This window comes from bacterium, from assembly GCA_041649255.1.
Classification (GTDB): Bacteria; Hydrothermota; UBA3073; order JACQXS01; family JAQTXJ01; genus JAQTXJ01.
In genome coordinates this window covers 136425-159187 of sequence record JBAZNK010000001.1, presented here as the reverse complement: position 1 = coordinate 159187, position 22763 = coordinate 136425, and the positions used below count along the sequence as shown (strand labels likewise).

Here is a 22763-nt window from a genome sequence, read left to right as displayed (position 1 = left end):
GGTAAGAAGCTCTTGGGCGATGTCCTTAGAGATTCCTATCCAGCTCTGCTGGGCTAAAATCTTTTCTGTTTGCAGTTAATCTCTTCAACTTCAATCCAATTATTATTCTACTCTTTTTTCGATGTATTTTTTCACTGCTTCCATGAAGCCGATGAACAAAGGAGCCGGGTTGAGGAATCTTGAGCGGAACTCCGGATGCGCTTGAGTCCCTACAAAAAACGGATGTTTCGGTAATTCGATGAATTCTACGAGTTTTGTCCCGTCCTGTCTCTGGTGATATCCCGAGAATACGAGACCTGCTTTTTCAAGTATTTCGTGGAACTTGGGAGATATTTCATACCTGTGGCGGTGTCTTTCTATTACGTATTCAAAGTTTTTAACTTCCCCGAGTGATTCTTCGGAAAGTTTTTGTTTCATATCTTCAACTATACGATTTTCTTTCCGGTAAAGTTTATAAACAAAAGTGTCGGGCTTGATAACTGCGGCATAAGCGCCGAGTCTCATTGTCCCGCCGTAAGAAGATTTAGCGAGTAATTCTTTTTGTGTGGGTAACAAATCTACTACGGGATAAGGAGTTTTCGGATTTATTTCAATGCTGTGCGCATCTTTCAGCCCGGCAACGTTTCTTGCATATTCTACGACGGCAAGTTGTGCTCCGAGACATAATCCAAGAAACGGAGTCCCCGTTTCCCTTGCATATTTTATTGCGGAAATTTTACCTTCAATCCCCGTTGCCCCGAAACCGCCCGGTATTATTAACCCGTCATAATTTTTAAGAACTTCTGCAGGGTCTTTATCTTCAAGAGTCTTGGAATCAACCCAGTCTATTTTCGCCTTAAGCCCAACCCTTGCGCCGCTGTGCTCGAGCGCTTCGTTTATTGATACGTACGCGTCTTTAAAAGTGAAAGCTCCTATGTCTACATATTTCCCGACCATTGCAATTCTTACAATTTCGGAAGCTTTTAGTCTATTAAGGGCAATTTCCCATTCTTTCCAATCGGGTTTCTTCTTGGGTTGCAAATTAAGTTTTGAAAGTATTTTTAGGCCAAGTTGTTCGCGTTCAAAATTTATAGGCACTTCGTAAAGGATTTTTATGTCAGGAGCTGAAATAACTAATTCCCGTTGTATATTAGCATAAGTTTCTATTTTTTTCTTCCTCACATCATCAAGAGGTTCTTTGCCACGGCATAAAATTATATCCGGCATTATTCCCTGTTCCTGGAGTAACTTAATCGCCTGCTGGGTCGGCTTTGTTTTCATTTCTCCGATGTGTGTCGGAATGGGCAAATAAGTAATAAGAACGTAAACTACGTTTTCTTTGCCTAATTCCCTTTCCATACTTTTAGCCGTAAAAAGGAATGGCACATTCTCGTAGTCGCCGATGGTACCGCCGATTTCTATGAGTGTAATGTCGTAATCTTGTGATGCTTTTTTTATTCTGTTTTTTATTTCTTCTGGAACGTGAGGTATGAACTGGACTGTTTCGCCAAGATATTCCCCGTTTCGTTCACGGTCTATGATTGCTTTATACACCTGTCCCGTTGTGATGTTGTTGGATTTCGGGATGTCGATACCGAGAAATCTTTCATAACTTCCGAGGTCCTGGTCTATTTCGCCGCCGTCGTTTGTAACCCAGACTTCCCCGTGTTCCGTTGGTCTGAGCGTTCCCGCGTCGAAGTTTATGTAAGGGTCTATTTTTATCGCGGTAACTTTATAACCGTATTCGGAAAGAATTTTGCCGATACTTGCCGTTGCAATGCCCTTGCCAACGCCCGATAAAACTCCTCCGCTTACGATTATGTATTTTGCCATTTTTGAAATTAATGTTTAAGATATGTTGAGAGAATGAAATTGTCAACCTACAATTTTTTTTATTTTTAATTTTTTATTAATAAGGGCAAATTAATGTAAAAGTTAGTTGACAAGATAATGTATAAAGTATCATATATATAATTGGTATATTATTAATTAAAGTAGTCAGGAGGTTCTATGAAAAAAATGACATTTATAATATGTGGTATGATTTTATTTTCGACGCAAGTTTTTGCTTTGCCTAATCTTGCTACGAAAACTATTGTGGGTTGGAGTGCTCCGCTGGTCTGTTCTATTGATCAGGATGTGATTTCCGAGGATACATTATATACCAGCAGCCCATATTATTACAGCTGGGCAATTATTAATAACGGAGACCAGAACGTTACGTCCGGTTTTTATGTCAGGATAATGAAAGACGATTCCATTATTAAATCCTATCGTCTTACGACCCTTGCAGCGGGCGATTCTATCAATGTTAAATGCTTGCAGAGCACGATTTCTGTCCCCGGTACGTATACTATGAAACTTGTAGTCGACGCAAATAATGAAATCACGGAGTCTTCGGAAACGGATAACGAATATTCTCATAATTATTATTGGGTAACAGGCGCTCTGCCGGATATAGCTGTAACACCGGACGCATTGACTTATTATTACCATATCCCCGATTATAAATACTCAAACTGTTCGTGGACATCAAACGAAGTAATCGTAGACATAGATGTCCCTGCTTTTGACGTAAAAGAAGTTAGCAATGGCGTTCAGGTAAGCATAAACGGTTTTGAACAAACGAACGAGCCCGGTAAACCGGCATTGCCATTCCAAACCGTAACTCTTGCTGTCCCGCCGAATGCCGTAGTTGAAGGCGTTGAAGTGCTCGGGAATAGCGTAATTCTTCCGGGAAACTATAATGTTGCTCCTGCGCCGGTCGTTTTCCCTTTAATGGATAATAAAAAATTAATCAATTTTTGTTTTGAAGAGTATAATAAAAATAAACAAACAACTTATTCACTAAATGCGCAATACCCTGCAGCAAAGGGCGAACTCCTGTCATCCGGCGGGTTAAGAAAATATAACCTTGCAACGGTAGCCGTTTATCCGTTTCAGTATAATGCTGTAACAGGGAAATTAAGTTACGCGTCTCACTTGCAGGTTAAAGTAAAATACAGGGCGGATGCGGATAAAGAAGCCGAATACAAAAGACTGGCGTCGGATAATATGGCGGAAGATGAAGCTTCCGCTATGATTTACAACTGGAATGAAGCAAGACAATGGTACACTTATAAAGGCGAAAGCAAAGCTCCGACTTACGATTACGTTATTATAACTACAAATGCATTAAAATCGGCGTGTGCAACGCTTGCGGGTTGGAAAACAGGTTTGGGGTATAAAGTAGCCATAGTAACGACGGATTCCATAAACGGCGCTTATTCCGGGGTTGATATCCAGCAAAAGATAAGAAACTTTTTAAGAGATAAGTATCCTGTAGCCCAGTGGGGAATAAAATACGTTTTGATAGTAGGCACTAATATGGATATCCCTATGCGGACTGCCTGTCTATTCAGCAATAATCCGTATCCTTCAGGGATGGACTCGCTTCAACATCCGATACCGACAGACTTATATTATGCCGAACTTACGAACCCTGACAATACTTCATGGAACAAAGACGGGGATGCTTATTTCGGAGAAATGTTAACTTCCACAGGAAATCCGGGTGGAAATGACGTCATTGATTACGTATCCGATGTGTATGTTGGTAGAATCCCCTGGAGTGATGCGGCCGTAATTCAACATATAACTCAAAAAATAATTAATTTTGAAAGGGATACTACGCTGTCGTATAAAAAGAAATCGGTTCTTGCCGCGGCAATGTTGTATTTCCAGAACGAAAACAACTCGGGCAGGATCACTATAGATGGAGCGGATATAATGGAATTGCTCCTCGATAACTCTATAGTAAACTCTTCAATGGCTGTTACTTTATATGAGAAAGAGGGACGCATACAAAGCCCTTATGCCTGCGATGCCCCGCTTTCGCACACCAATATGGTAAGTAATTTGAACGGCACAGGTATTTTTGCCGAATTTAGTCACGGGTCTTTTCAGGGATTTGCGCGTAAAGTCTGGGCTACCGACGACGGCGATGGTGTTCCCGAAGATGCCGAAATGACATGGCCATCATTGTTAGAAGTTTCCGATGTCGAAGAACTTGATGATAATAGACCGTCTGTGGCTTTCATTAATTCCTGTTTATGCGGATTCCCGGAAATAGAATGGAATCTGGGCGCAGGATTGTTAAATAAAGGATGTGTTAGTGTTTGCGTGGCAAGTCGCTCTGCATGGACCGGAAGCGAGAATATGATGTATTACTTTTTTAAGAAATTGCTTTCCGATACAAGCGTTTCCAAATGTAAAGTAGGCGCTGCTTTTGCCATTGCAAAAGTAAGTTATGCGGCATTGGGATTGTCAAGATATCCATGGATTAATTTGCTGACTATTAACCTATACGGCGACCCTTCCTTGTACCATTTTGGATACAAAACTACTCCCTGCAAAGACGGAACTATATGGATATGCAATAAAGGCGGAAAACCCGATGACCTTGAGGTAAGCGACATTACTTATACCGCATCCTGGATTGCCGGCCTTTCCACAAAAACTATGTCACTTGCGCCGGGTGAATCCGCATCCATTTCAATAACCGTTCAGCCTGCAGGACTCCCAGTGGGCGTATATAAAGATACTTTGCGTATATCCTCCAATGACCCCGACGAAAGTATATACAAAGAACCCGTGATACTGACCGTTTCTACCGAAGGTGTCGCAGAAATAAATTCTCCCGTGTCTAACGTGTCCCTCAACTTAAACGCTTACCCGAACCCGTTTATCAAGTCAACACTCGTATCTTACCAATTGTTCGCAAAGAGCAAAGTCTCGTTGAAACTCTTTGATGTATCCGGACGCGAGATAAAAACACTCATAAACGAAACTCAAGCCCCGGGACAATATAAAAAAGAAATTACAGGTTTGAAAACAGGCGTCTATTTCGTAAAACTGTCTACAGGAAAATACGACAAGACCGCCAAATTAATTATTATAAAATAAGGATATTAAATAAAAGTAGAATATATAAATATAGAAACCAAATCTCCTTTGGGAAGCCCCAAGCGGATACGGGAAATATTTAAACGGTAAAGTGCCGATAATATGGACATCAAAAATAAGGCGGAACAACTAAGAGAAAAAATAAATTCTCACAGCTACAGATACTACGTCCTGAACGCCCCCATCATTTCCGATTACGAATATGACCGGCTATTCGATGAATTAAAATCTCTCGAAACGCAATACCCCGAATTGATAACTCCCGATTCTCCCACTCAAAGAGTCGGCAACGAACTCACGGGCGGATTTCGCGAAGTCGCGCATTCCTTTCCTATGCTCAGTCTCGAAAATACTTACTCAAACGAAGAAATTTACGAATTTGATAAACGCGTAAAAAAAGAAGTGGAAGACTCCCCCGAATACGTCGTGGAATTAAAAATCGACGGCACGGCAGTTGCTTTAATTTACCGTAACGGCAAGCTTTTCCGGGGCTCGACAAGAGGCAACGGAACAACGGGCGACGACATAACCCATAACGTGCGCACGATAAAATCCGTTCCCCTCGCTTTACAAAAAACAAATGATGAATCCCTTCTAAACATTGAAGCAAGGGGAGAAGTCTTCCTTCCGAAAAAAAGTTTTGCCCAATGCAACGTCGAGCGGGAAAAAGCCGGCGAACCGCTTTTCGCGAACCCGCGCAACGCCGCCGCGGGTAGTCTAAAAAACCTTAATCCCGAAATAACTTCAAAAAGAGGACTGGATATTTTTATCCATACGTCCCCATATCCCATAAAAGAAACCCACTACGAAGCCCTAAAAACACTCGAAAAACTCGGTTTCAAAATTAATCCCGAAACTAAAGTATGCAAAAACATCGAAGAAGTAATAGATTTCTGTAACTCCTGGGAAGACCGCCGCAAAGATTTGCCTTACGAAGTAGACGGTATGGTCATAAAAGTAAATAGTTTTGATATGCAACAGAAACTCGGCGCAACCGGCAAAAACCCGAAATGGGCAATCGCCTACAAGTTTCCTGCAACCGAAATCACGACAATTCTCGAAGATATACTTTTGCAGGTCGGCAGGACGGGCATCATTACTCCCGTCGCGAAGTTAAAGCCGATTCTCCTTGCAGGCTCAACGATTGCAAGAGCTACCCTTCATAATGCGGATGAGATTTCCAGAAAAGACATAAGAATAGGAGATACCGTTTTCATAAAAAAAGGCGGTGAAGTAATTCCCGAAGTCGTAAAACCCGTAACCGAAACCAGAACGGGCAAAGAAAAGATATTCAAAATGCCGGATAATTGTCCCGTTTGCAAAGAAAAACTCGTAAAATACGAAAACGAAGTCGCGTGGAGATGCGAAAACCTCCAGTGTCCCGCGCAGACCCAGCGAAGAATAGAATATTTCGTTTCCAAAAATGCAATGAACATTGAAGACCTCGGCGAGAAAGTCGTTTCCAGACTTATGGATGCAGGCTTTATTAAAACTGCAGTTGATATTTACAAACTAAAAGACAGGCGCGCAGAACTCATAGAACTTGACCGTATGGGCGAAAAGTCCGTGGATAACATGCTCGCTGAAATAGAAAAATCCAAAAACATAGAACTCGAGCACCTGATTTTTGCTCTCGGTATAAGACATATCGGCGTGCATACGGCAAAACTTCTGGCAAAAAGTTTCACAGGTATAGACGAATTAAAGTCTGCCACGTCGGAAGAATTGACCGCAATCAGGGAAATAGGGGAGATAGTCGCGAAAGCAATAATTGATTTTTTTAAGTCCGAAGAGCATTGTACAATGATAGAAGCTCTTCGTAAAGCAGGCGTAAAGCTTTCCCGCGAAGGAAAAATTTCCATCGGAGAGAAGTTTACAGGAAAAACTTTTGTTTTAACGGGGACGCTGGCGGGGTTTACGAGGGATGAAGTCACGGAAATCATAGAAAAGGAAGGCGGCAGGGTAAGTTCATCCGTGTCGGCAAAAACGGATTTTGTGCTGGCGGGAGAAGCAACGGGAAGCAAGTACGACAAAGCAAAAAAATTAGGCGTAAAAATCATAACAGAAGATCAATTCAGGGAAATATTAAACAGATAGTTTGAATGTTTGAGTGTTTGAGGGTTGAACGTAAAAAGAACAACAAATAACAGAATAAAGAGAATTTAGCCACGGATAACAGACACGGATTTTCACGGATTAAAAAAAGGATAGGATATGTTAAGAAAAATGGAAATTAGTTACTATTTTTCTATTTTCTTTTTTCGTGTTAATTCGCGTCCATTCGTGGATAAAACTTTCTCCGTTTTCTGTTCTCTGTGTCCTCTGTTCTTTTTCTGTGCTATCCCATGTTGTCATTCTGAGTCGAAGACGAAGAATCTATCTTTGTCTCTTGTTGTCTTTTTTCTCTCTGTGTTCTCTGTGGTTGAATTTTTGTGTTTTAGTGCTTTTGTGGCAAGTTAGTAGGTGTTATGGATATTCTTAATATTTGGTCGAATCTTGCGAAGTCTCTTCCTGACTTCGAGCAGCGCTCAGACCAGATGACTATGTCCAACGCTATCGGCGAGATTTTACTCACGAAAGAACACCTCATCTGCGAAGCCGGAACGGGTATCGGAAAGTCCTTCGCCTACCTTCTACCCATTATTAACTTCATCAAAAACTCAAATCCCTCCCAAAACAAAACCGGCGAACAACACAGCAGACTCGTCGTTTCCACTTACACAAAAACTTTACAGCAGCAGTTAATGGAAAAAGACATTCCTCTTCTCCGCTCTGCAGGACTCGAGTTCAACGCGACTTTAGCACTGGGCTCGGCAAATTATCTCTGCCTTCGCAGAAAAGATAAACTTGTAATCGAAAAAATGCAGCTCTTGTTTCCCCGCGAGAAAAACGAAACCGACCGTCTTATCCAATGGTCTGCCAAAACCGAAACCGGTCTGAGAAGCGAATTCGAAAAAGAAGGCGTCAGCGATATATTTAATGAATTCTCAAGAGACCCGGATTTATGTATCGGACAGAAATGCAGTTACTTCAATCGCTGTTTCTACAAGAAAGCCCGCGAAAACCTTAAAAAAGCGGACGTCATCCTTGTCAATCATTGGTTGTTTTTTGCGGACGTCGCAAGCGGACGAAAAATCCTTCCCGAGTATGACGTTCTCGTTTTCGATGAAGCTCACGAACTTGAAGACGTGGCGACTTCCTTTGCGGGGATTGACATATCAAACTACAGCATAGATTATTTTTTAAGAGTCATAAAAAGGGAAATCGGAAAAGTCCCCGAGTTTACAGAAATCGTGAGAAGCGTTTCGGGAGCGTCAACGGATTTCTTTAATATGATAAAGAACGTCGCAGGCAAAAACAAAACCTTCCGCGTGATTGACAAAATCGGGAGCGAGTTCCCGACCGAGTTCGATACCATCAGAAAAGCCTTAAAAGAAATAAGAAAAAGAACCGATGACCCCGAAAGAATGGTCCAACTTGAAAAATATATCACCAAATGCAGCAACATCAGGGCGACGCTCAATTCTTTTCTCGAGCAAAAAGAACCCGATACCGTTCACTGGATAGAATCTTCGCAATACCGTGACGCGCGAAAACCCCGCATTGCTATCAGAAGCGCCCCGATAAGCGTTGCTTTGTGGATGCAGAAAAACGTTTTTAGTCACGATATTCCGATAGTGCTCACTTCGGCGACTTTAACCGTGGACAAAAAATTCGACTTCGTCGCAGACAGAATCGGGATGACACCCCGGAAAGAGTTGTTATTGGCGTCGTCGTTTGACTATAAGGACAATGTAATCCTGTATATCCCTGCGAAAGGAGTCTTGCCGAAAGACCTTAAATACACGGAGTTTATTGCCAAACAGGTGGAGGCGCTGGTAAAAACGACTTCGCAGACCGGCGGAACGCTTGTTTTATTTACGAGTTTCAAACTGATGAACGGTGTGTATAGTATGTTAAACGGCAAACTAAGTGTTCCCTGTTTCAAGCAGGACGAGTTCGGAAAGAACGAGTTGTTGCGGAGGTTCAAGGAAAAACCTTCGGTTTTGTTTGGAGTTTCGAGTTTCTGGCAGGGAATAGACATCCCGGGAAAAGCTTTAAGCACGGTGATTATCACGAAGTTGCCGTTTGAAGTTCCGGATTCTCCGATAACCGAATCAAGGGCAGAGAAGATAACCGAGGACGGCGGTATCCCGTTTATCGAGTACCAGCTACCTCAAGCCGTGATGCAGTTGAAGCAAGGGTTTGGAAGGCTCATCAGGAGAAAAGAGGATTTTGGAATCGTCGCCATACTTGATATGAGGATAGTGAACAAGGAATACGGCAGGACGTTTATCGCCTCGCTCCCGATGCACAAAAGGGTCCGCGACATCAAACCCGTAGAGAAATTCTTCAAAGATAAAAAAGCGTTAATTCAGGTAATTAAGCAGCAATAACTGTAAAAACTGTAATAGATAGTAATTGGGTAATTGTTTGTTAAGTTAGACTTTGCCACGCAGGGGCATTAGTCTAACTTATCCAGCTCAGCTGGGCTAATTTTTCAGTTCTCTTTTTAGTGTGATTTTGTGCTTTCGTGTTTTTGTGGCAGGTTTTTGTTCTGTGAAATTTTTCCTTTCTCTAGACTGTCTACCGACCACTGACCACTGTCCACTATCTTTCCGCGCTTACTTATGGAACTTCAGCGCGAAAGAGTTCCGTATTACTTAACTCTTTTGCCTGTTTTTATAATTCTTGAAGCGAAAGGATTCCCAATCACGAAATCTTTGCTAAGAAAAGGATGTGGCTCAATAGAAATATTAATTTTTCTTCTTAATTTCATTAATAATAACTGTGCTTCCATAGAATCTTTTTTGAAATCATCCGAAACTATTGCCAAATCTATATCACTGTTTTTATTAAAATTTCCCTTAATATAAGAACCAAACAAATACGCCGCTATAACTTTTATTTTATTCTCTTCCAACACTTTTAAGTAGCTCTGAATTATTCTGCTAATTTCTTTTTTACCCATACTCTAAACTCCCTTATTTTTTTAATATTAGTTTCTGTATATTCTTTAGTGCATTTTTTATAGAACTCCAATTTATAATCCGTATACCTTGTCCGGATATTAAATGTGGTTACTAAGTCTAATAAATCCTTTTGTTTTTCTGACAAAGTTAAATGAGCTTTATCCGCAATTTGTAATAAATCGTGAGTGAACGGAGACTCTGCTGATATCATTTTTACATAATAAGCTTTCAATAATTTTTCAACAACTAAATGTCCTACAAACAATGCCCAGTGATAATCCTTAGTCTTAAAAAGGTTTTCCATTGTTGAAAAATCTTTGTCCGAAGTTTTAATCCAATATTCTATCAATCCTTTCCGTGTCATAGATAACCTTTTCCAATCCAATTAAAAACTTATTCTGTAATAATGCTTTTAAAAGCTTATTTGTCAAATATTTTGTTAAGCAAAAAGAAAATAGAATTTCTGCCCTCTGTTTCAATCTTGTGTTAATCATGTCAAAATCGCGTGGTTACTGTTTTTATTCTGTTATCTTGTTGGTTGTTATTTTTTAATCGTGTGTAAATCGTGTGAAATCTCTTGGTTACTTGGAGTTTTCTACGTTAGTAGGATTACTCCAAGTTATCCAGTATAGATGGGTTTAATTCTGTTCTTTTTCTGTTCCGTACTTACTTATGGAACTTCAGCGCGAAGGAGGATTTTTCTGATTTTGAAATAGAATTCATTTCACAATCCACTACCCCGATTACTTTTCCTTCCATATTTAATAACGGAGCGCCGGTGCTTTCTTCGGAAACTACCCCGCTGAACTCAATGTATTTCTTTCCTTGAAAATCCTTGAAACCTACTATCACCCCTTCAGATGCGGTTTGCCCATTCCCACGCATCCCAATCGCCACGACTTTGTCCCCGATAGTCGGAATATAAGTAAAATCAAACCTCACAGAAGTGCCCCATTTCCCGGGTAACTGCAAAACCGATATGCCGTTGCGTAAATAGGGATTAATTACCCGCGCAGTTAAAAACTTTCCTTTTGTATCACCCTCGTAAACCCTAATCTTTGAAGCGCCACGTATAAGGTAGGCAGAAGTCGCAAGCCCTCCAATATCGTCTATGAAAAAACCGCTCCCCTGTTTGATTTTCTTCCCTTCGGAATCACATATAACTACCGTTACTACGCATGATTTTGTTTGATGCACGAGTACCTTGCTCCCATACCACGCACACGAAAAACTTATCATACATACGAACGCTAATAGAAAGGGGAAAAGTTTCTTCATTTGTTGTAATGGAGTGTATAGGGCGTAAACGGATAGTCAATTAAAAAATCAAACAGAAGAAATAAGAGTTGAGTTAGTTGAGTGAGGTGAGTTAGTTAAGTTAGGGAAAAAATATTTTACCCACTTACCTCACTCTACTTACTTCCCTTACTTAACTAATTACTTGTCTACTTCACCACTATTACTTTCTTTGTCAACTCACGTGTCCCGGCCACAAGATTACAGAAATATATCCCCGCGGGAACTTTCTTTCCCCGTAAATCTTTCTTGTTCCAGGCTACCTTATAAATACCTGCTTCCTGTTTTCCGTTTACTAACGTTGTCACCAAATTCCCGCAACAGTCATAAATCTTCAATAAACACCTGCCCGTACAGTCCAACGAATAAGAAATGTTTATATCGTTATCCGAAACTACCGAAAGACTAAACCCGGAATTTGATTTTGATTCTTCCGCTCCCTGCCCGAGTGATATACTTTTATATGCGCTGTTGTTACCTTCATTGGTTTCCGTAAACTTGCTTCCCGGGTCAATTTTTACCCATATATCATGACTGCCAGGTTCTTTTCCCGTCGTGTTCCACGAAAATACGGCGTTCTCGGTGCCGTTGTAGTTGATTATTGCGTCAACCTTATCCGTGCCGATTAAAGTCCCTCCCGAAGAAGGATTCCCGTCCCAGAACTCAACGATTACCGGGAACGCATGAGTCTTTTGCAGTTCGTGAATTACTGCAGTAATCTGTACTATGTTGCCAACGTCGGGGTTTCCGGGAGTAAAAGAAATATCCGAAACCGCCGCAGTAAGGTCATAAACGATGCTTCTTTTTCCGAAATCGTGCGTGAACATCTTTCCGTAAGGTCCCCCGTCAACAATCCCGATTCCGTGTTCAGTGTAGTTTGCGCTGAAAATGTTGTTTCTGTGACCGGTGGAAGTTAACCACGCCTGGAACGCTCCTTCAACCGTCGAATTTCCGGCAATGTTTTCTCCGATTCCGCCGCCGGCGTCCGGAGTGTATGCAAATCTATTCATAATACGAACGCGACAGGATTCATACATAACCGTCCCGCCTGCGCGATAAGAATCATGTTTGAAGTATCCGCTGTCTATCATTTCCTGGGAATGAAAAATACTCGCTTCCCATAATTTTATATTTGCCTTTAACGGCGCGACCACCGGGTAAGACCCCCATCCGACACTTGATGGGTTTTGCCTTGCGGCGTTTACAAGACTGTCCAACTTTATCTCGTCAGCAGTCGGAATGACAGATGCTTTGTCGTCTAATGCGCAAGTAGAAGAGTTATTCGTTGCCATAGGTCCAGTGGAAAATGCTTTTCCGATGTTGGAACCCGTAGCGAATAAAAGAGATGCGCCCAAAACCAAACATACACTCAAAAAATATTTTTTCATTTTGTCTCCTTTTTCAAATTTAATAATAATATTATGTGAGTCTTTTTGGATTAATTGTCAAGTGCTTTTAAGAAAATCTTCGGTCCGGGCGGAAGATACTTAAAAATGGCGGGAAATTAAAGAAAAGTTGGCGGATAATTTTTACAAAACAAAAAGTCCAGCGGAGCAGGATAATTTAGAGCCCCGCTAGAGGGATAGCGACCTCTAAGTCCCGATAAATCGGGACAAGAGTCTGCTATAATGCAACTAAGGCGAAAACTCTAAGTAATCGCAGAGCACGCAGAGAAAATAAGAAAAAGAAAAGAAAATCAAACCACAGTCAACTATTAAAATTAAAGAATAAAGACAAACAGACGACAGAAGCGAGAGCACAGAGGAAAAAAAAGAGGGAACAGATTAAAAACCAAATAAACCTAGAAATGTCTAAGTATTCGATGTTTTTAGCTCTAAACTTATCCAGTGAAATTTTAGTTTTTAGGGGATTAGTAGAAGCTCTTTGCTATAGCCATTAGAGAGTCTTATTCCCCCCTTGGATATTCAGTTCTATGGGCTCAACCCGGCTTTTGTTCTGTTCTCTGTGTACTCTGCTCTTTTCACTCTGTGTCCTCTATGTCTATTATCTATTATTTTTCAACTCTATTGTTTATTTTTAGTTTTTTGTTCTCTGTGATCTCTGTGGTTGATCTTTCTGTTTTTGTTCATTCGCGTCCATTCGTGGATAAAATTCTGTTCTTTTTTGTAGTTCGTTTTCAACTCAAAGACTTTCTGTTATCCGTGTTCATCCGTGAAAATCCGTGGCTAATTTTTTTCTATTCTGTTGCCTGTTTTTTTATCCTCAAAATATTTTTTTCATAAACATCATTTTTCCACTTGACAAACAGTATTTATTATAGCACTTATAGTGTATAAGTGGTGAAAAGTGGTTTAAAGTGGAGGAAGAGTGTATAGAGGCAAGTACGAATATAACCTGGGCGATAAGGGGAGATTGTTTATCCCTGCTGACTTTAGGAGAGGTTTATCATCAAAAGCCAAAGGGAGCTTTGTGGTGACCAAGTGGTTTGATAAGTGTCTTGTCCTCTATCCCCTTGATGAATGGCTTAAAGTCGAGTCAAAACTTCGTCAGTATCCTACGAGTGATGCAATGACCCGACGTGGCGTGAGATGGTTTACCGCAAATGCCCGCGAGGTAAAACTCGATTCCCAGGGCAGAATTATGGTTCCGAAATATCTGTTGGAATTCGCCGGAATCAATAAAGAAGTGACTATTATCGGAGTAATTAACAGGATAGAAATTTGGGACACTAAAGTTTATGAATCGGAAGGTGAGGCGGAACCAACATACATAAAGGGACTGCCGGATTTGAATTTGTAGTTTGCTCTTTTTATCCGAATAAGGAACAAAAAAAGCAGAGAAATCTGCCATAAAAACACGAAAAAGCATGAAACTGGAAACGGATAAGTCTAACCACAGAGGACACTGAGAAAAAGAAACGGGAAGGTTTATAGCCACGGATAACAGACCTGGATTTACACGGATACTGAGAACAGAAAAGGATTTAGAGTTGAAAACTAACAGATAGAGGACACAGAGGGAAAGATAAGGCAAAAAGTTTTTAGTTTGATAAATATGGATGAAAAAACATTAAAACCAGGAACGCATATACCTGTTCTTGAAAAGGAAGTAGTTGCGTTTTTAAGACCCAAAACCGGGGGAGTTTATGTTGATTGCACTCTCGGGTTGGGCGGACATACTCTTGCATTGTTTAATGCTTGCAAGGATATAAAAATATATGCCATTGACGCCGATTGCGAGTCAATGGAACTGGCAAAAAAAAATCTAACATCATTTAACTCCAATATAAATTTCTTATGGTCGAACTTCAAGGAAATAGGCAGTATTATTCCTGAAAAAGTAGACGGTATCCTTTTTGACCTTGGACTTTCCAGTTTTCATATAGATACTCCGGACCGCGGTTTCAGCCACAGGTTCGACTCTCCCATAGATATGCGTTTTAACCGTGAAAGCGGACTCCCCTGCTATAAAATGCTGGAAAAACTCAAAGTCGATGACCTCGAATTTATTCTCAAAGAATACGGCGAAGAATACCTCGCGCGCCGTATCGCAAGACTTGTCATAGAAAGTAAACCCAAAACTACGATGGAACTCAGGGATATTATTGCAAACATTACCCCGTGGAAAGGCAGAAGTAAAACACTCGGAAGAGTTTTCCAGGCTTTGAGAATATTTATGAATGACGAACTTAATTCCCTTTCCAAGGGGATTGAAGATGCAACAAAATTGCTGAAACCAAGAGGCAGAATCTGTACCATTGCGTATCATTCACTCGAAGACCGCATCATAAAAAGATACTTCAGGACTTCACAGGAACTGAGAGAAGTTACGCATAGGGCCGTCGTGCCTACGGATTTTGAAATCGAAAATAATCACCGCGCAAGAAGCGCAAAAATGAGATGCGCGGAACGAATCGAAGAAGGCGAAAAAGAAAGACTCAGAGAAAAAGGAATGCGAGAACGAAGAAAGGATAGAGACGGAGGCTGGGGAAGAGAAAGACGTGGAGACTGGGGTCCAGAAAGAGGAAGAGGAAATACAGAAAACAGAGAAATTTTGGATGCAGATAAACGCAGATAACGTCAGGATAACAGAAAAACAGATAAAAATGGTACAAATAAAAAAGGATTTGCAGATTTGAAAAAAAACATAAATGAAAGAGTTAAAAATAGAAAAAGATATAAATAAGATAAACAGAATATGATTTTCGCAGAACACGGAGAAAACATAGAAAAGATAGTTTTTGGACGCATACGAAATAGGTTTGAATGTTATTTAGGATTTTAGGCATTTATCCAGCTGAGCTGGATAAATTAGACTAATGCCCCTGCGTGGCAAAGTCTAACTAATAAAAATGGGAAGGAAAAAGAGATTAAAGTTTGATGCGAGAAACGTCAAAGTTGAAGATATAGGGAACATACTAAGCGTAAAAAGAATCGGCGTAAAAAATATAAGTTTGATTGCAATAGGCATTTTTGTCGTGGGAATACTTTATCTGATAGAATACTTTTCTACGGTGGGATTGACTTTTCAACTGGATAGGGACAACAAAGCGCTTAAAAATATAGGAGAAGAATTGGATAACCTTCGCGCAAAAGAAGTTAACCTTGCAAGATATGACAGGATAGTCGGAACAAACCTTGCCGAACCGGATTCCTCCGTGACTTCAAAACCGGATTCGTCCGCAGTAAAAGAAACGAAAAATAAACTACAAAAAACGGAAAAAAAGAAAACAGAAAAAGTCTTACCAAAGAAAACACAGAAAAAGTAAAATGAACAGAATAAACGTGGGTAGGTAGGAGCCTCTGCTCCTAACTCTACATTATTGATAGAGAGAGTAAGAGAGAGAATAGGGGGCGAAAAATGAAAAAACAAACAGAAGAAAATTTTTGGGTGCAGGCGACCCAATTGAGCTGGGTAAGCTGGCGTGATATCCCTGCGCAGGATAAACCCCGCGTAAACTCAGGCAACAAAAAAGCATCGGAAAAACAGATGAAAATATTGCAGTGGGTGGGTAATTCACCTGAGGCAGAACGTTCCTACATAGCACATAGTGAAGAAAAAAAATCGGCAAACCTTGATAATATGGTTTAAACCGTTGGAGGAAAATATATGAAAAAAGAAAACGTAGAAAATAAAAAAACATCGGAAAAACAAATTAAAACATTACATATAAAAAAAGATTTTTCTATAGATTATAATAGAGAAAAAAACATAGAGATTAATCCGGCCCGGCTGAAAAGTGAACATTATACACAAGAGTTTATAAATGAGCTGGACTATTTTAGACATTGGGGATGTTAGGGATTTAATCCAGCTGAGCTGGAAAGAGCTTGACTATAATGTCCATACGGAACAAAGTCTAAGTAGGGACGCAGATGAACGCAGATAACGGCAGGATAAAAGAAAAACAGATTAAAACAGTACAAATAAAAAAGGATTTTTATATAGATTGACGCAGAGAAAAAAATATAAATAATGGGTAAAAAATTTTCGGATAAAGATTTCCCTATCGGCAGAATTGCTACGTTGATAGTGTTATGTGTGGCTCTGCAGATATTTATTATTGCCAAACTTATAGACTTGCAAATTGTCCGGTATACGGGTATCGAAACCCGCGTGAAAGAGCAATCCGAAAAAAGAATAAAAACAATTCCCACGAGGGGGAAAATATATGACCGCGAATACAAAGTGTTTGCTCTTACCATAGGTAAAAAACGCATATACCCGCTGCATGAACTTTGCGGGAATACAATCGGCTTCATAGGAAAAGACGGTATGGGACTTGAAGGCGTGGAATACGAATTTGAACACGTACTGAGCGGAACTCCTGGGTGGTTGACATTGGCTAAAACTCCCTACGGGAAACTTTATCCTTATCCCGGGCTCCCTATGAAACCTATGAAATTCGCAAACGATATAGTCCTGACCATAGATACGGACATAGAATCCATAGTGGAAACTGCTTTAATGAAAAGGCTGAGAGAGTTAAACGCAAAAGAAGGAAGCGGTGTGGTAATTGAATGTAAAACAGGAGAAATCCTCGCTATGGCAACTGTCCCGTCTTGTAATCCCACGGAATGGCGTAGGTTTAAAGAATGGAATAATTCGGTCATACAAGACCAGTTTGAACCGGGAAGCAGTTTTAAAGTTGTCCCGATTGCGTTACTAATGAAAGACAAACTTGTGGGATTGCAGGATATCGTGGAAGACGGAAGCGCCCAAATAACCATAGGAAATCATACTATTAACGATGTTCATAAACACGACGAGTTTACGTTCTCGCAAGCCGTATGGCAGTCAAGTAACGTAGCATTTGTAAGACTTACACCCCGTATAGGAAAAGGGAACTTTTATGTTGGCTCACGACTTTTCGGATTTGGAACGCCGACGGGTATTCCATTGCCCGGTGAAGCTCCCGGAAGGTTAACTACACCGGACAGATGGTCAACGCTTAGTTTTGCGAATATATCGTTCGGGCAGGGGATGAGTTGCAATTTGCTCCAGCTTGCGCTTGCTTACCAGGCAGTTGCAAATAAAGGAGAACTTTTAAGGCCGATTATAGTGAAAAAAATAATTTCTTCCGAAGGGGAAACAATATACGAATCCAGTCCTATAGTGGTGAGAAGAGTTTTAAGCGTCGCGGATGCGCAAATAGTAAATTCTCTTTTGTGCGGTGTAATTGAATATGGTTCCGGGATGAGCGCAAGAGTTCCGGGCTTGAAAATGGCAGGTAAAACAGGAACAGCCCAAAAAGCCGTTAACGGAAGATATAAAGATGCATATATCGCAAGTTTTATAACTTTTTTTCCTGCGGATAATCCGGAAATTGTTGTGGCGTGTGTAATTAATGAACCCAAAGGAATGTGCTTGAGCAGCCAGGTGTGTGGACCGGTTATTAAAGAAATAGTAAGCAATATCGTAAAACTAAAACAATACCAGTGTTTCTGCGATTCAAGCCTGGTTTCTGGAAATCAAAACATGGTAATGAAAAAAGAAATGCCGGTGAATAACCAGAACACGATGTTTTCTAAAAAGAAAAATACGTTGAAATTGACGGAAGCGGTAAAATGAGAAGAAATATCAGATTTTGAATTGGGGATTTTGGAATGAAGAGATTAAAAGAAAAACAGAATGAAGTGGAGTTGAAAATGAACTATAAAAAGATGAACATAGAACAGATAAGTCTAACCACAGAGAACACGGAGTCAAGAGGATGGAAAAATAAAGAGCATATCAGAGTATCCGAATATCAGAGGGTAGGAAATCAGAATATCAGAAAATCAGGAACAAAAACAGATAAGAAAATTGAGAGCACAGAGAAATGAAGAGGTATATGATTTAGGATATAAACAAAAAGAGAAAAGAAGATGAGAGGAGATATATTGATAAAAAGTTTAATTTCCGAAGGACTTGCAGAACTCATACCTCTTGAACTTATGGAAAGATTGTTAAAACTTGATATAAAAGGAATAGCTTATGATTCCCGCAAGGTAAAGAAAGATTATATTTTTGTGGCATACAAAGGATTTAAATTAGGAGACTCCATAAGTAACAGCGCATTGAAGTATATTGAACCTGCGATGGAAAAAGGCGCCAAAGTTTTGGTCGTGGAAGAACCTCTTCCGAAAACCTTTAACCTGGCTGAAGGCGTGGAAACGATACTCGTGAAAGACGGCCGTAAGGCGATGGCGATATTGTCGAGAGATTTTTATGACAATCCTGCAAAAAAATTAAAAATGGTGGGAATAACCGGAACTTACGGAAAAACTACGTCTACGTTTCTTCTGAAATCCATATATGAAGCGGCGGGTTTGAAAACGGGATTAATAGGAACGATAAAGTATACCGGCGGGAAAGAAGAAATGGAAGCGTACAACACTACACCTGAAGCTCCGGAATTGCAAAGCGTACTGGCTGATTTTGTGGAAGAAGAAACAAAAGTTTGCGTGATGGAAGTTTCTTCGCATTCGCTCGAATTGAACAGGGTATACGGGATGGATTTTGACGTTGCCGGGTTTACGACTCTTGAAAGAGATCACCTGGATTTTCATGAAACGGTGGAGAAATACGCCGAAGCGAAGTTAAAATTATTCAAGGGATTAAAAAAGGATAAAATAGCAGTATTGAATAAAGATAGTTCTGTTTTTAAACAGTATAGTTCGCAAACGGAAGCAAAAGTGCTGAGTTATGGTAGCGAAACCAAAGATTACAATGTGCGCGGGGAAATACTAAAAGCCGATTTGAACGGACTTGAAATAAAAGTCGTGTGGGATATTCCGAAGGGGTTTCCTTTGAGTGGAAAAGGCGAAGGAACGATATATTCTCCGCTCGTGGGACCGCACAACCTTATGAACATATTACTTGTGACGGGATGCGCATTTGCCGACGGAATAGAGTTTGACGTAATAAGCGAAGGAATAAAAAACTTAAAAGTAGTGCCGGGAAGGTTTGACATAATCAACCGTGTGATAGTGGATTACGCACATACTCCCGGGGCTCTGGAAGCGGCTTTACGCTCGGCAAGAGCGATAACGGTGGGGCGTCTTATATGCATTTTCGGATGTGGAGGCGACAGGGACCACGGGAAAAGACCGTTGATGGGAAACGTAGCGTCGGAAAATGCCGATTACGTAATATTGACCACAGATAACCCGAGAAGCGAAGACCCTAAAAAAATAATTGAGGATATAATTTCGGGAATAAATAAATGTAATTACGAAGTCATACTTGATAGAGAAACTGCAATAAAACATGCAGTAGAACGCTCATCCCCGGAAGATGTAATAATGGTAGTCGGGAAAGGCCACGAAAATTACCAGCTTCTGGGAGAACTCAAAATGCCGTGGGATGAAAAAGCCGTAATTAAGGAAGCACTGGGAAGAAAAAAATGAAAGTGAACAGTTTGATAATTAAAGACGGGATATCCAGCTGAGCTGGATAACAAGCTCTAAAGGCTAAAGCCTAAGGGACTTGTAAGGGGGAAAATAAAAAAGAGATGGAAAAACTAAACGTTAAAGAAATTGAAGCAGGCGTTAAAGGAAATTTGTTGAATATATCCGAATATATTTGTCACTCCAAAAACAAGAGATTGTTGATATTAGAAGAAAATAAATTTATCGAGGGAGTTTCGATAGATTCAAGAACGGTGAAAGAAGGAGAGTTGTTTGTAGCGATAAAAGGGAAAAAAGTTGACGGGAATTGTTTCGTGAAAGATGTGGTCAGGAAAAAAGTATCCGCGTTGTTTATAGAAAGAGGAAAAGTAAAAAAAACTTTATCCGATATCAGGGAAATAAAAAGTGAGTTTCAACAAATAAATCTCAAAATAATAGTTGTGCAAGACACCTTAAAAGCTTTGGGAGATCTTGGCGCATATTACAGAAAAAAATTTAAGATACCCGTAATCGGCATAACAGGTTCAACCGGGAAAACAACTACAAAAGAGTTGACCGCGAGCTGTCTCTCGGCGAAATATAACGTATTAAAAAATAAAAGTAGTTACAATAGTCTTACCGGGGTGCCGTTAACTTTGTTTAACCTTGCAGAAGAGAATAATATGTGCGTGCTTGAAATTGGAGCAAATCGTAAAGGTGAAATAAAAAGATTATCGGAAATTGCAAACCCGGCTGCGGGGATAATTACGAATATCGGTGCCTGTCACCTTGAAGCTTTTAAAACCCTTGAAGGCGTATTAAAAGAAAAATCCGAGCTTCTGCGCGGAACACGTGTAGCCATAATAAACGGAGATGATGTGTTACTCAGGACGATAAAACTTCCGTATCCTCTTATACAGAAAAAATTTAAGTTTGGAATAACAGGTGTGGGTTTGGATTTGACGGCGCAAGAAGTTGACCTTAAAGACGGGATAAGTTTTAAGGTAGACGGAATTAAATTTAAAATGCCTCTTATAGGCATTCATAACGTTTATAACGCGCTTGCGGCAATCAGCGCAGGAATTTATTTTGACGTTCCCCTTAAGGATATGTCGGAAGCCCTAAAAAATGTCGAGGCAATGGAACACAGGGACGAATTAATTGATATAAAAGGAATTCGTATTATAGACAGCACTTACAATGCAAACCCGTTTTCAATGCGTGCTGCGATAGAAGAGTTGTGTGTTTTGAAAGCACAAGCCGATCTGAAAACAAAGAAAGCAGGAAAAAATAGAACCATAGCTATTCTTGGAGATATGCTGGAACTCGGCAAAAAGAGCGAGCAGTTTCATATGGATGTGGGGGCTTTTCTTAAAGAGAAACATATAGATATAATCATTAGCGTGGGAAAACTGGCGAAACACTATATTGAAGATATTTATGCGAGAAAAAAGTTTTCTTTCAGGTCTTCGGAAGAAGTAATTCCGTTCATAAAAAAGTTCCTGGAAAAAGGTGATATAGTTCTTATTAAAGGCTCCAACGCGATGAGAATGTCTAAAATTGTGTCGAGTTTATAAATGTAATGAATTAAAATAAGGAGTAAAAATGTTATACGATTTGTTGTATCCGTTACATACAAAATATTTTTTCTTTCATTTGTTTAAGTACATAACTTTCCGTGCTGCTTATGCAGGTGCAACCGGGTTGTTGCTATCTTTGATTTGCGGGAAATACATAATCAGGTGGCTTACCAAACGGAAAATCCTTGCCCAGGTGAGAGAAAAAGGAATAAAAAGCCAGGAAACAAAAACGCATATTCCTACTATGGGTGGATTGCTTCTGATGTTTGCGGTTTCCGTATCTGCCTTGTTGTGGTGCGATTTGAAAGAACCTTTTGTTTGGGTCATTTTGCTTTCTTCTCTTGCCTTTGGCGCTATAGGCGTAGTTGATGATATGAGAAAAATAAAGTTACATAAAGGTATTTCTAAGTTACAAAAGTTTTTACCTCAAATAATTATCGGGTTACTGGTGGGAGCATATGTTTACTTTTTCCCCAAGGATCTTAGTTTTAGATCGTATACGACGGTACTGTTTTTGAAGAATTGGTTTGTATATCTTGATTGGTTTTATATTCCTTTTGTAGTGATTGTATTAATTGCCGTCACAAACGCAACGAATCTCACGGACGGTCTTGACGGGCTTGCAATCGGTTTAGGCGCGGAAGCCATATTTGCGTTTCTTGTTCTTGCATATGCAGTAGGAAATTTAAATTTTTCTCAATACCTTGGAATCATCCATATACCGGGTGCGGGTGAAATAACCGTTTTCCTTGCCGGGGCTGCCGGTGCAGCGCTCGGATTTTTGTGGTATAATACGTCGCCGGCGCAAATTATTATGGGAGATACCGGAGCGCTTATGTTGGGCGGAATTATCGGGGTGGCGGCAGTGCTTATAAAACAGGAAGTTTTGCTTTTATTGGCTTGCGGACCATATGCCATCGAGACAATGTCCGTTATTTTACAGGTTGCTTATTTCAAACGAACACACGGGAAACGATTGTTCCGTATGGCACCAATTCACCATCATTACGAGAAAAAAGGTTTGCCCGAAAATAAAATAGTAGTCAGGTTCTGGATTATCGGAATTTTGTTTCTTGTCGTTTGTTTGTCTACACTGAAAATAAGATGAGGAAGGAAGATTT

At 40.2% G+C, this 22763-nt stretch carries 18 protein-coding genes; 13 read left to right on the top strand and 5 right to left on the bottom strand.

Translation table 11 applies throughout. The features are described 5' to 3' along the window. Positions 1-102 precede the first annotated feature (102 nt). Positions 103-1812: a CTP synthase gene (locus tag WC614_00705; GenBank protein ID MFA5031514.1), complete on the bottom strand. Its 1710-nt coding sequence runs from the start codon at positions 1810-1812 to the stop codon at positions 103-105. Between the two features lie 177 nt (positions 1813-1989). Here WC614_00705 and WC614_00700 point away from each other — a divergent pair, with 177 nt between their 5' ends. From WC614_00700 to WC614_00690, 3 genes are all read left to right on the top strand, one after another. Continuing rightward, a complete protein-coding gene (locus WC614_00700; protein ID MFA5031513.1) occupies positions 1990-4923 on the top strand; it encodes a C25 family cysteine peptidase in 2934 nt (977 codons plus the stop codon). Positions 4924-5025: 102 nt separating this feature from the next. Beyond that, positions 5026-7020 carry an NAD-dependent DNA ligase LigA gene (ligA, locus tag WC614_00695; GenBank protein ID MFA5031512.1) on the top strand — a complete coding sequence of 665 codons (1995 nt, stop codon included), beginning with the start codon at positions 5026-5028 and terminating at the stop codon, positions 7018-7020. Positions 7021-7391: 371 nt separating this feature from the next. Then, positions 7392-9359 (top strand): helicase C-terminal domain-containing protein, encoded by a 1968-nt coding sequence (locus WC614_00690; protein ID MFA5031511.1) that lies wholly within the window; start codon positions 7392-7394, stop codon positions 9357-9359. Between the two features lie 263 nt (positions 9360-9622). Here the strand turns inward: WC614_00690 and WC614_00685 are convergent, their stop codons facing one another. The 4 genes from WC614_00685 to WC614_00670 all read right to left on the bottom strand — a co-directional run bounded on the left by WC614_00685 (position 9623) and on the right by WC614_00670 (position 12619). Beyond that, on the bottom strand, positions 9623-9934 hold the full coding sequence (locus WC614_00685; GenBank protein MFA5031510.1) for a nucleotidyltransferase domain-containing protein: 312 nt from the start codon (positions 9932-9934) through the stop codon (positions 9623-9625). After that, positions 9907-10299 (bottom strand): HEPN domain-containing protein, encoded by a 393-nt coding sequence (locus tag WC614_00680; protein MFA5031509.1) that lies wholly within the window; start codon positions 10297-10299, stop codon positions 9907-9909. Before WC614_00680 ends, WC614_00685 begins: the two co-directional genes overlap by 28 nt. A 302-nt stretch (positions 10300-10601) precedes the next feature. Continuing rightward, a complete protein-coding gene (locus WC614_00675) occupies positions 10602-11213 on the bottom strand; it encodes a serine protease (protein MFA5031508.1) in 612 nt (203 codons plus the stop codon). 167 nt (positions 11214-11380) lie between these two features. Next, the gene (locus WC614_00670; GenBank protein ID MFA5031507.1) at positions 11381-12619 is read right to left on the bottom strand and encodes a CAP domain-containing protein; all 1239 of its coding nucleotides are present in this window, start codon (positions 12617-12619) and stop codon (positions 11381-11383) included. Positions 12620-13559: 940 nt separating this feature from the next. On the opposite strand from WC614_00670, the gene mraZ reads away from it, so the two are divergent. From mraZ to mraY, 10 genes are all read left to right on the top strand, one after another. Further along, positions 13560-13991, top strand: a complete 432-nt coding sequence (mraZ, locus tag WC614_00665; GenBank protein ID MFA5031506.1) for a division/cell wall cluster transcriptional repressor MraZ — start codon at positions 13560-13562, stop codon at positions 13989-13991. A 255-nt stretch (positions 13992-14246) separates the two neighbouring features. Then, a complete protein-coding gene (rsmH, locus tag WC614_00660) occupies positions 14247-15269 on the top strand; it encodes a 16S rRNA (cytosine(1402)-N(4))-methyltransferase RsmH (GenBank protein ID MFA5031505.1) in 1023 nt (340 codons plus the stop codon). 274 nt (positions 15270-15543) lie between these two features. After that, positions 15544-15960, top strand: a complete 417-nt coding sequence (locus tag WC614_00655; protein MFA5031504.1) for a hypothetical protein — start codon at positions 15544-15546, stop codon at positions 15958-15960. 92 nt (positions 15961-16052) lie between these two features. Further along, positions 16053-16283 carry a hypothetical protein gene (locus tag WC614_00650; protein ID MFA5031503.1) on the top strand — a complete coding sequence of 77 codons (231 nt, stop codon included), beginning with the start codon at positions 16053-16055 and terminating at the stop codon, positions 16281-16283. A gap of 18 nt (positions 16284-16301) precedes the next feature. After that, the gene (locus tag WC614_00645) at positions 16302-16493 is read left to right on the top strand and encodes a hypothetical protein (protein MFA5031502.1); all 192 of its coding nucleotides are present in this window, start codon (positions 16302-16304) and stop codon (positions 16491-16493) included. 174 nt (positions 16494-16667) lie between these two features. Beyond that, complete coding sequence (locus WC614_00640; protein ID MFA5031501.1) at positions 16668-18263, top strand: penicillin-binding protein 2; 1596 nt, start codon at positions 16668-16670, stop codon at positions 18261-18263. Between the two features lie 35 nt (positions 18264-18298). Further along, a complete protein-coding gene (locus WC614_00635; protein ID MFA5031500.1) occupies positions 18299-18517 on the top strand; it encodes a hypothetical protein in 219 nt (72 codons plus the stop codon). A gap of 57 nt (positions 18518-18574) precedes the next feature. Continuing rightward, positions 18575-20083 carry a UDP-N-acetylmuramoyl-L-alanyl-D-glutamate--2,6-diaminopimelate ligase gene (locus WC614_00630; protein MFA5031499.1) on the top strand — a complete coding sequence of 503 codons (1509 nt, stop codon included), beginning with the start codon at positions 18575-18577 and terminating at the stop codon, positions 20081-20083. A gap of 104 nt (positions 20084-20187) precedes the next feature. Then, entirely contained in the window at positions 20188-21639 is a 1452-nt protein-coding gene (gene murF / locus WC614_00625; GenBank protein MFA5031498.1) for a UDP-N-acetylmuramoyl-tripeptide--D-alanyl-D-alanine ligase, read from the top strand. A gap of 28 nt (positions 21640-21667) precedes the next feature. Next, positions 21668-22750, top strand: a complete 1083-nt coding sequence (gene mraY, locus WC614_00620) for a phospho-N-acetylmuramoyl-pentapeptide-transferase (protein MFA5031497.1) — start codon at positions 21668-21670, stop codon at positions 22748-22750. Positions 22751-22763 lie beyond the last annotated feature (13 nt).

Excerpts from the sequence above, each read along its gene's own strand:
- WC614_00705 (MFA5031514.1), bottom strand. The coding sequence starts at position 1,812 with ATGGCAAAATACATAATCGTAAGCGGAGGAGTTTTATCGGGCGTTGGC.
- WC614_00700 (MFA5031513.1), top strand. The coding sequence starts at position 1,990 with ATGAAAAAAATGACATTTATAATATGTGGTATGATTTTATTTTCGACG.
- ligA (MFA5031512.1), top strand. The coding sequence starts at position 5,026 with ATGGACATCAAAAATAAGGCGGAACAACTAAGAGAAAAAATAAATTCT.
- WC614_00690 (MFA5031511.1), top strand. The coding sequence starts at position 7,392 with ATGGATATTCTTAATATTTGGTCGAATCTTGCGAAGTCTCTTCCTGAC.
- WC614_00685 (MFA5031510.1), bottom strand. The coding sequence starts at position 9,934 with ATGGGTAAAAAAGAAATTAGCAGAATAATTCAGAGCTACTTAAAAGTG.
- WC614_00680 (MFA5031509.1), bottom strand. The coding sequence starts at position 10,299 with ATGACACGGAAAGGATTGATAGAATATTGGATTAAAACTTCGGACAAA.
- WC614_00675 (MFA5031508.1), bottom strand. The coding sequence starts at position 11,213 with ATGAAGAAACTTTTCCCCTTTCTATTAGCGTTCGTATGTATGATAAGT.
- WC614_00670 (MFA5031507.1), bottom strand. The coding sequence starts at position 12,619 with ATGAAAAAATATTTTTTGAGTGTATGTTTGGTTTTGGGCGCATCTCTT.
- rsmH (MFA5031505.1), top strand. The coding sequence starts at position 14,247 with ATGGATGAAAAAACATTAAAACCAGGAACGCATATACCTGTTCTTGAA.
- WC614_00655 (MFA5031504.1), top strand. The coding sequence starts at position 15,544 with ATGGGAAGGAAAAAGAGATTAAAGTTTGATGCGAGAAACGTCAAAGTT.
- WC614_00650 (MFA5031503.1), top strand. The coding sequence starts at position 16,053 with ATGAAAAAACAAACAGAAGAAAATTTTTGGGTGCAGGCGACCCAATTG.
- WC614_00645 (MFA5031502.1), top strand. The coding sequence starts at position 16,302 with ATGAAAAAAGAAAACGTAGAAAATAAAAAAACATCGGAAAAACAAATT.
- WC614_00640 (MFA5031501.1), top strand. The coding sequence starts at position 16,668 with ATGGGTAAAAAATTTTCGGATAAAGATTTCCCTATCGGCAGAATTGCT.
- WC614_00635 (MFA5031500.1), top strand. The coding sequence starts at position 18,299 with ATGAAGAGATTAAAAGAAAAACAGAATGAAGTGGAGTTGAAAATGAAC.
- murF (MFA5031498.1), top strand. The coding sequence starts at position 20,188 with ATGGAAAAACTAAACGTTAAAGAAATTGAAGCAGGCGTTAAAGGAAAT.
- mraY (MFA5031497.1), top strand. The coding sequence starts at position 21,668 with ATGTTATACGATTTGTTGTATCCGTTACATACAAAATATTTTTTCTTT.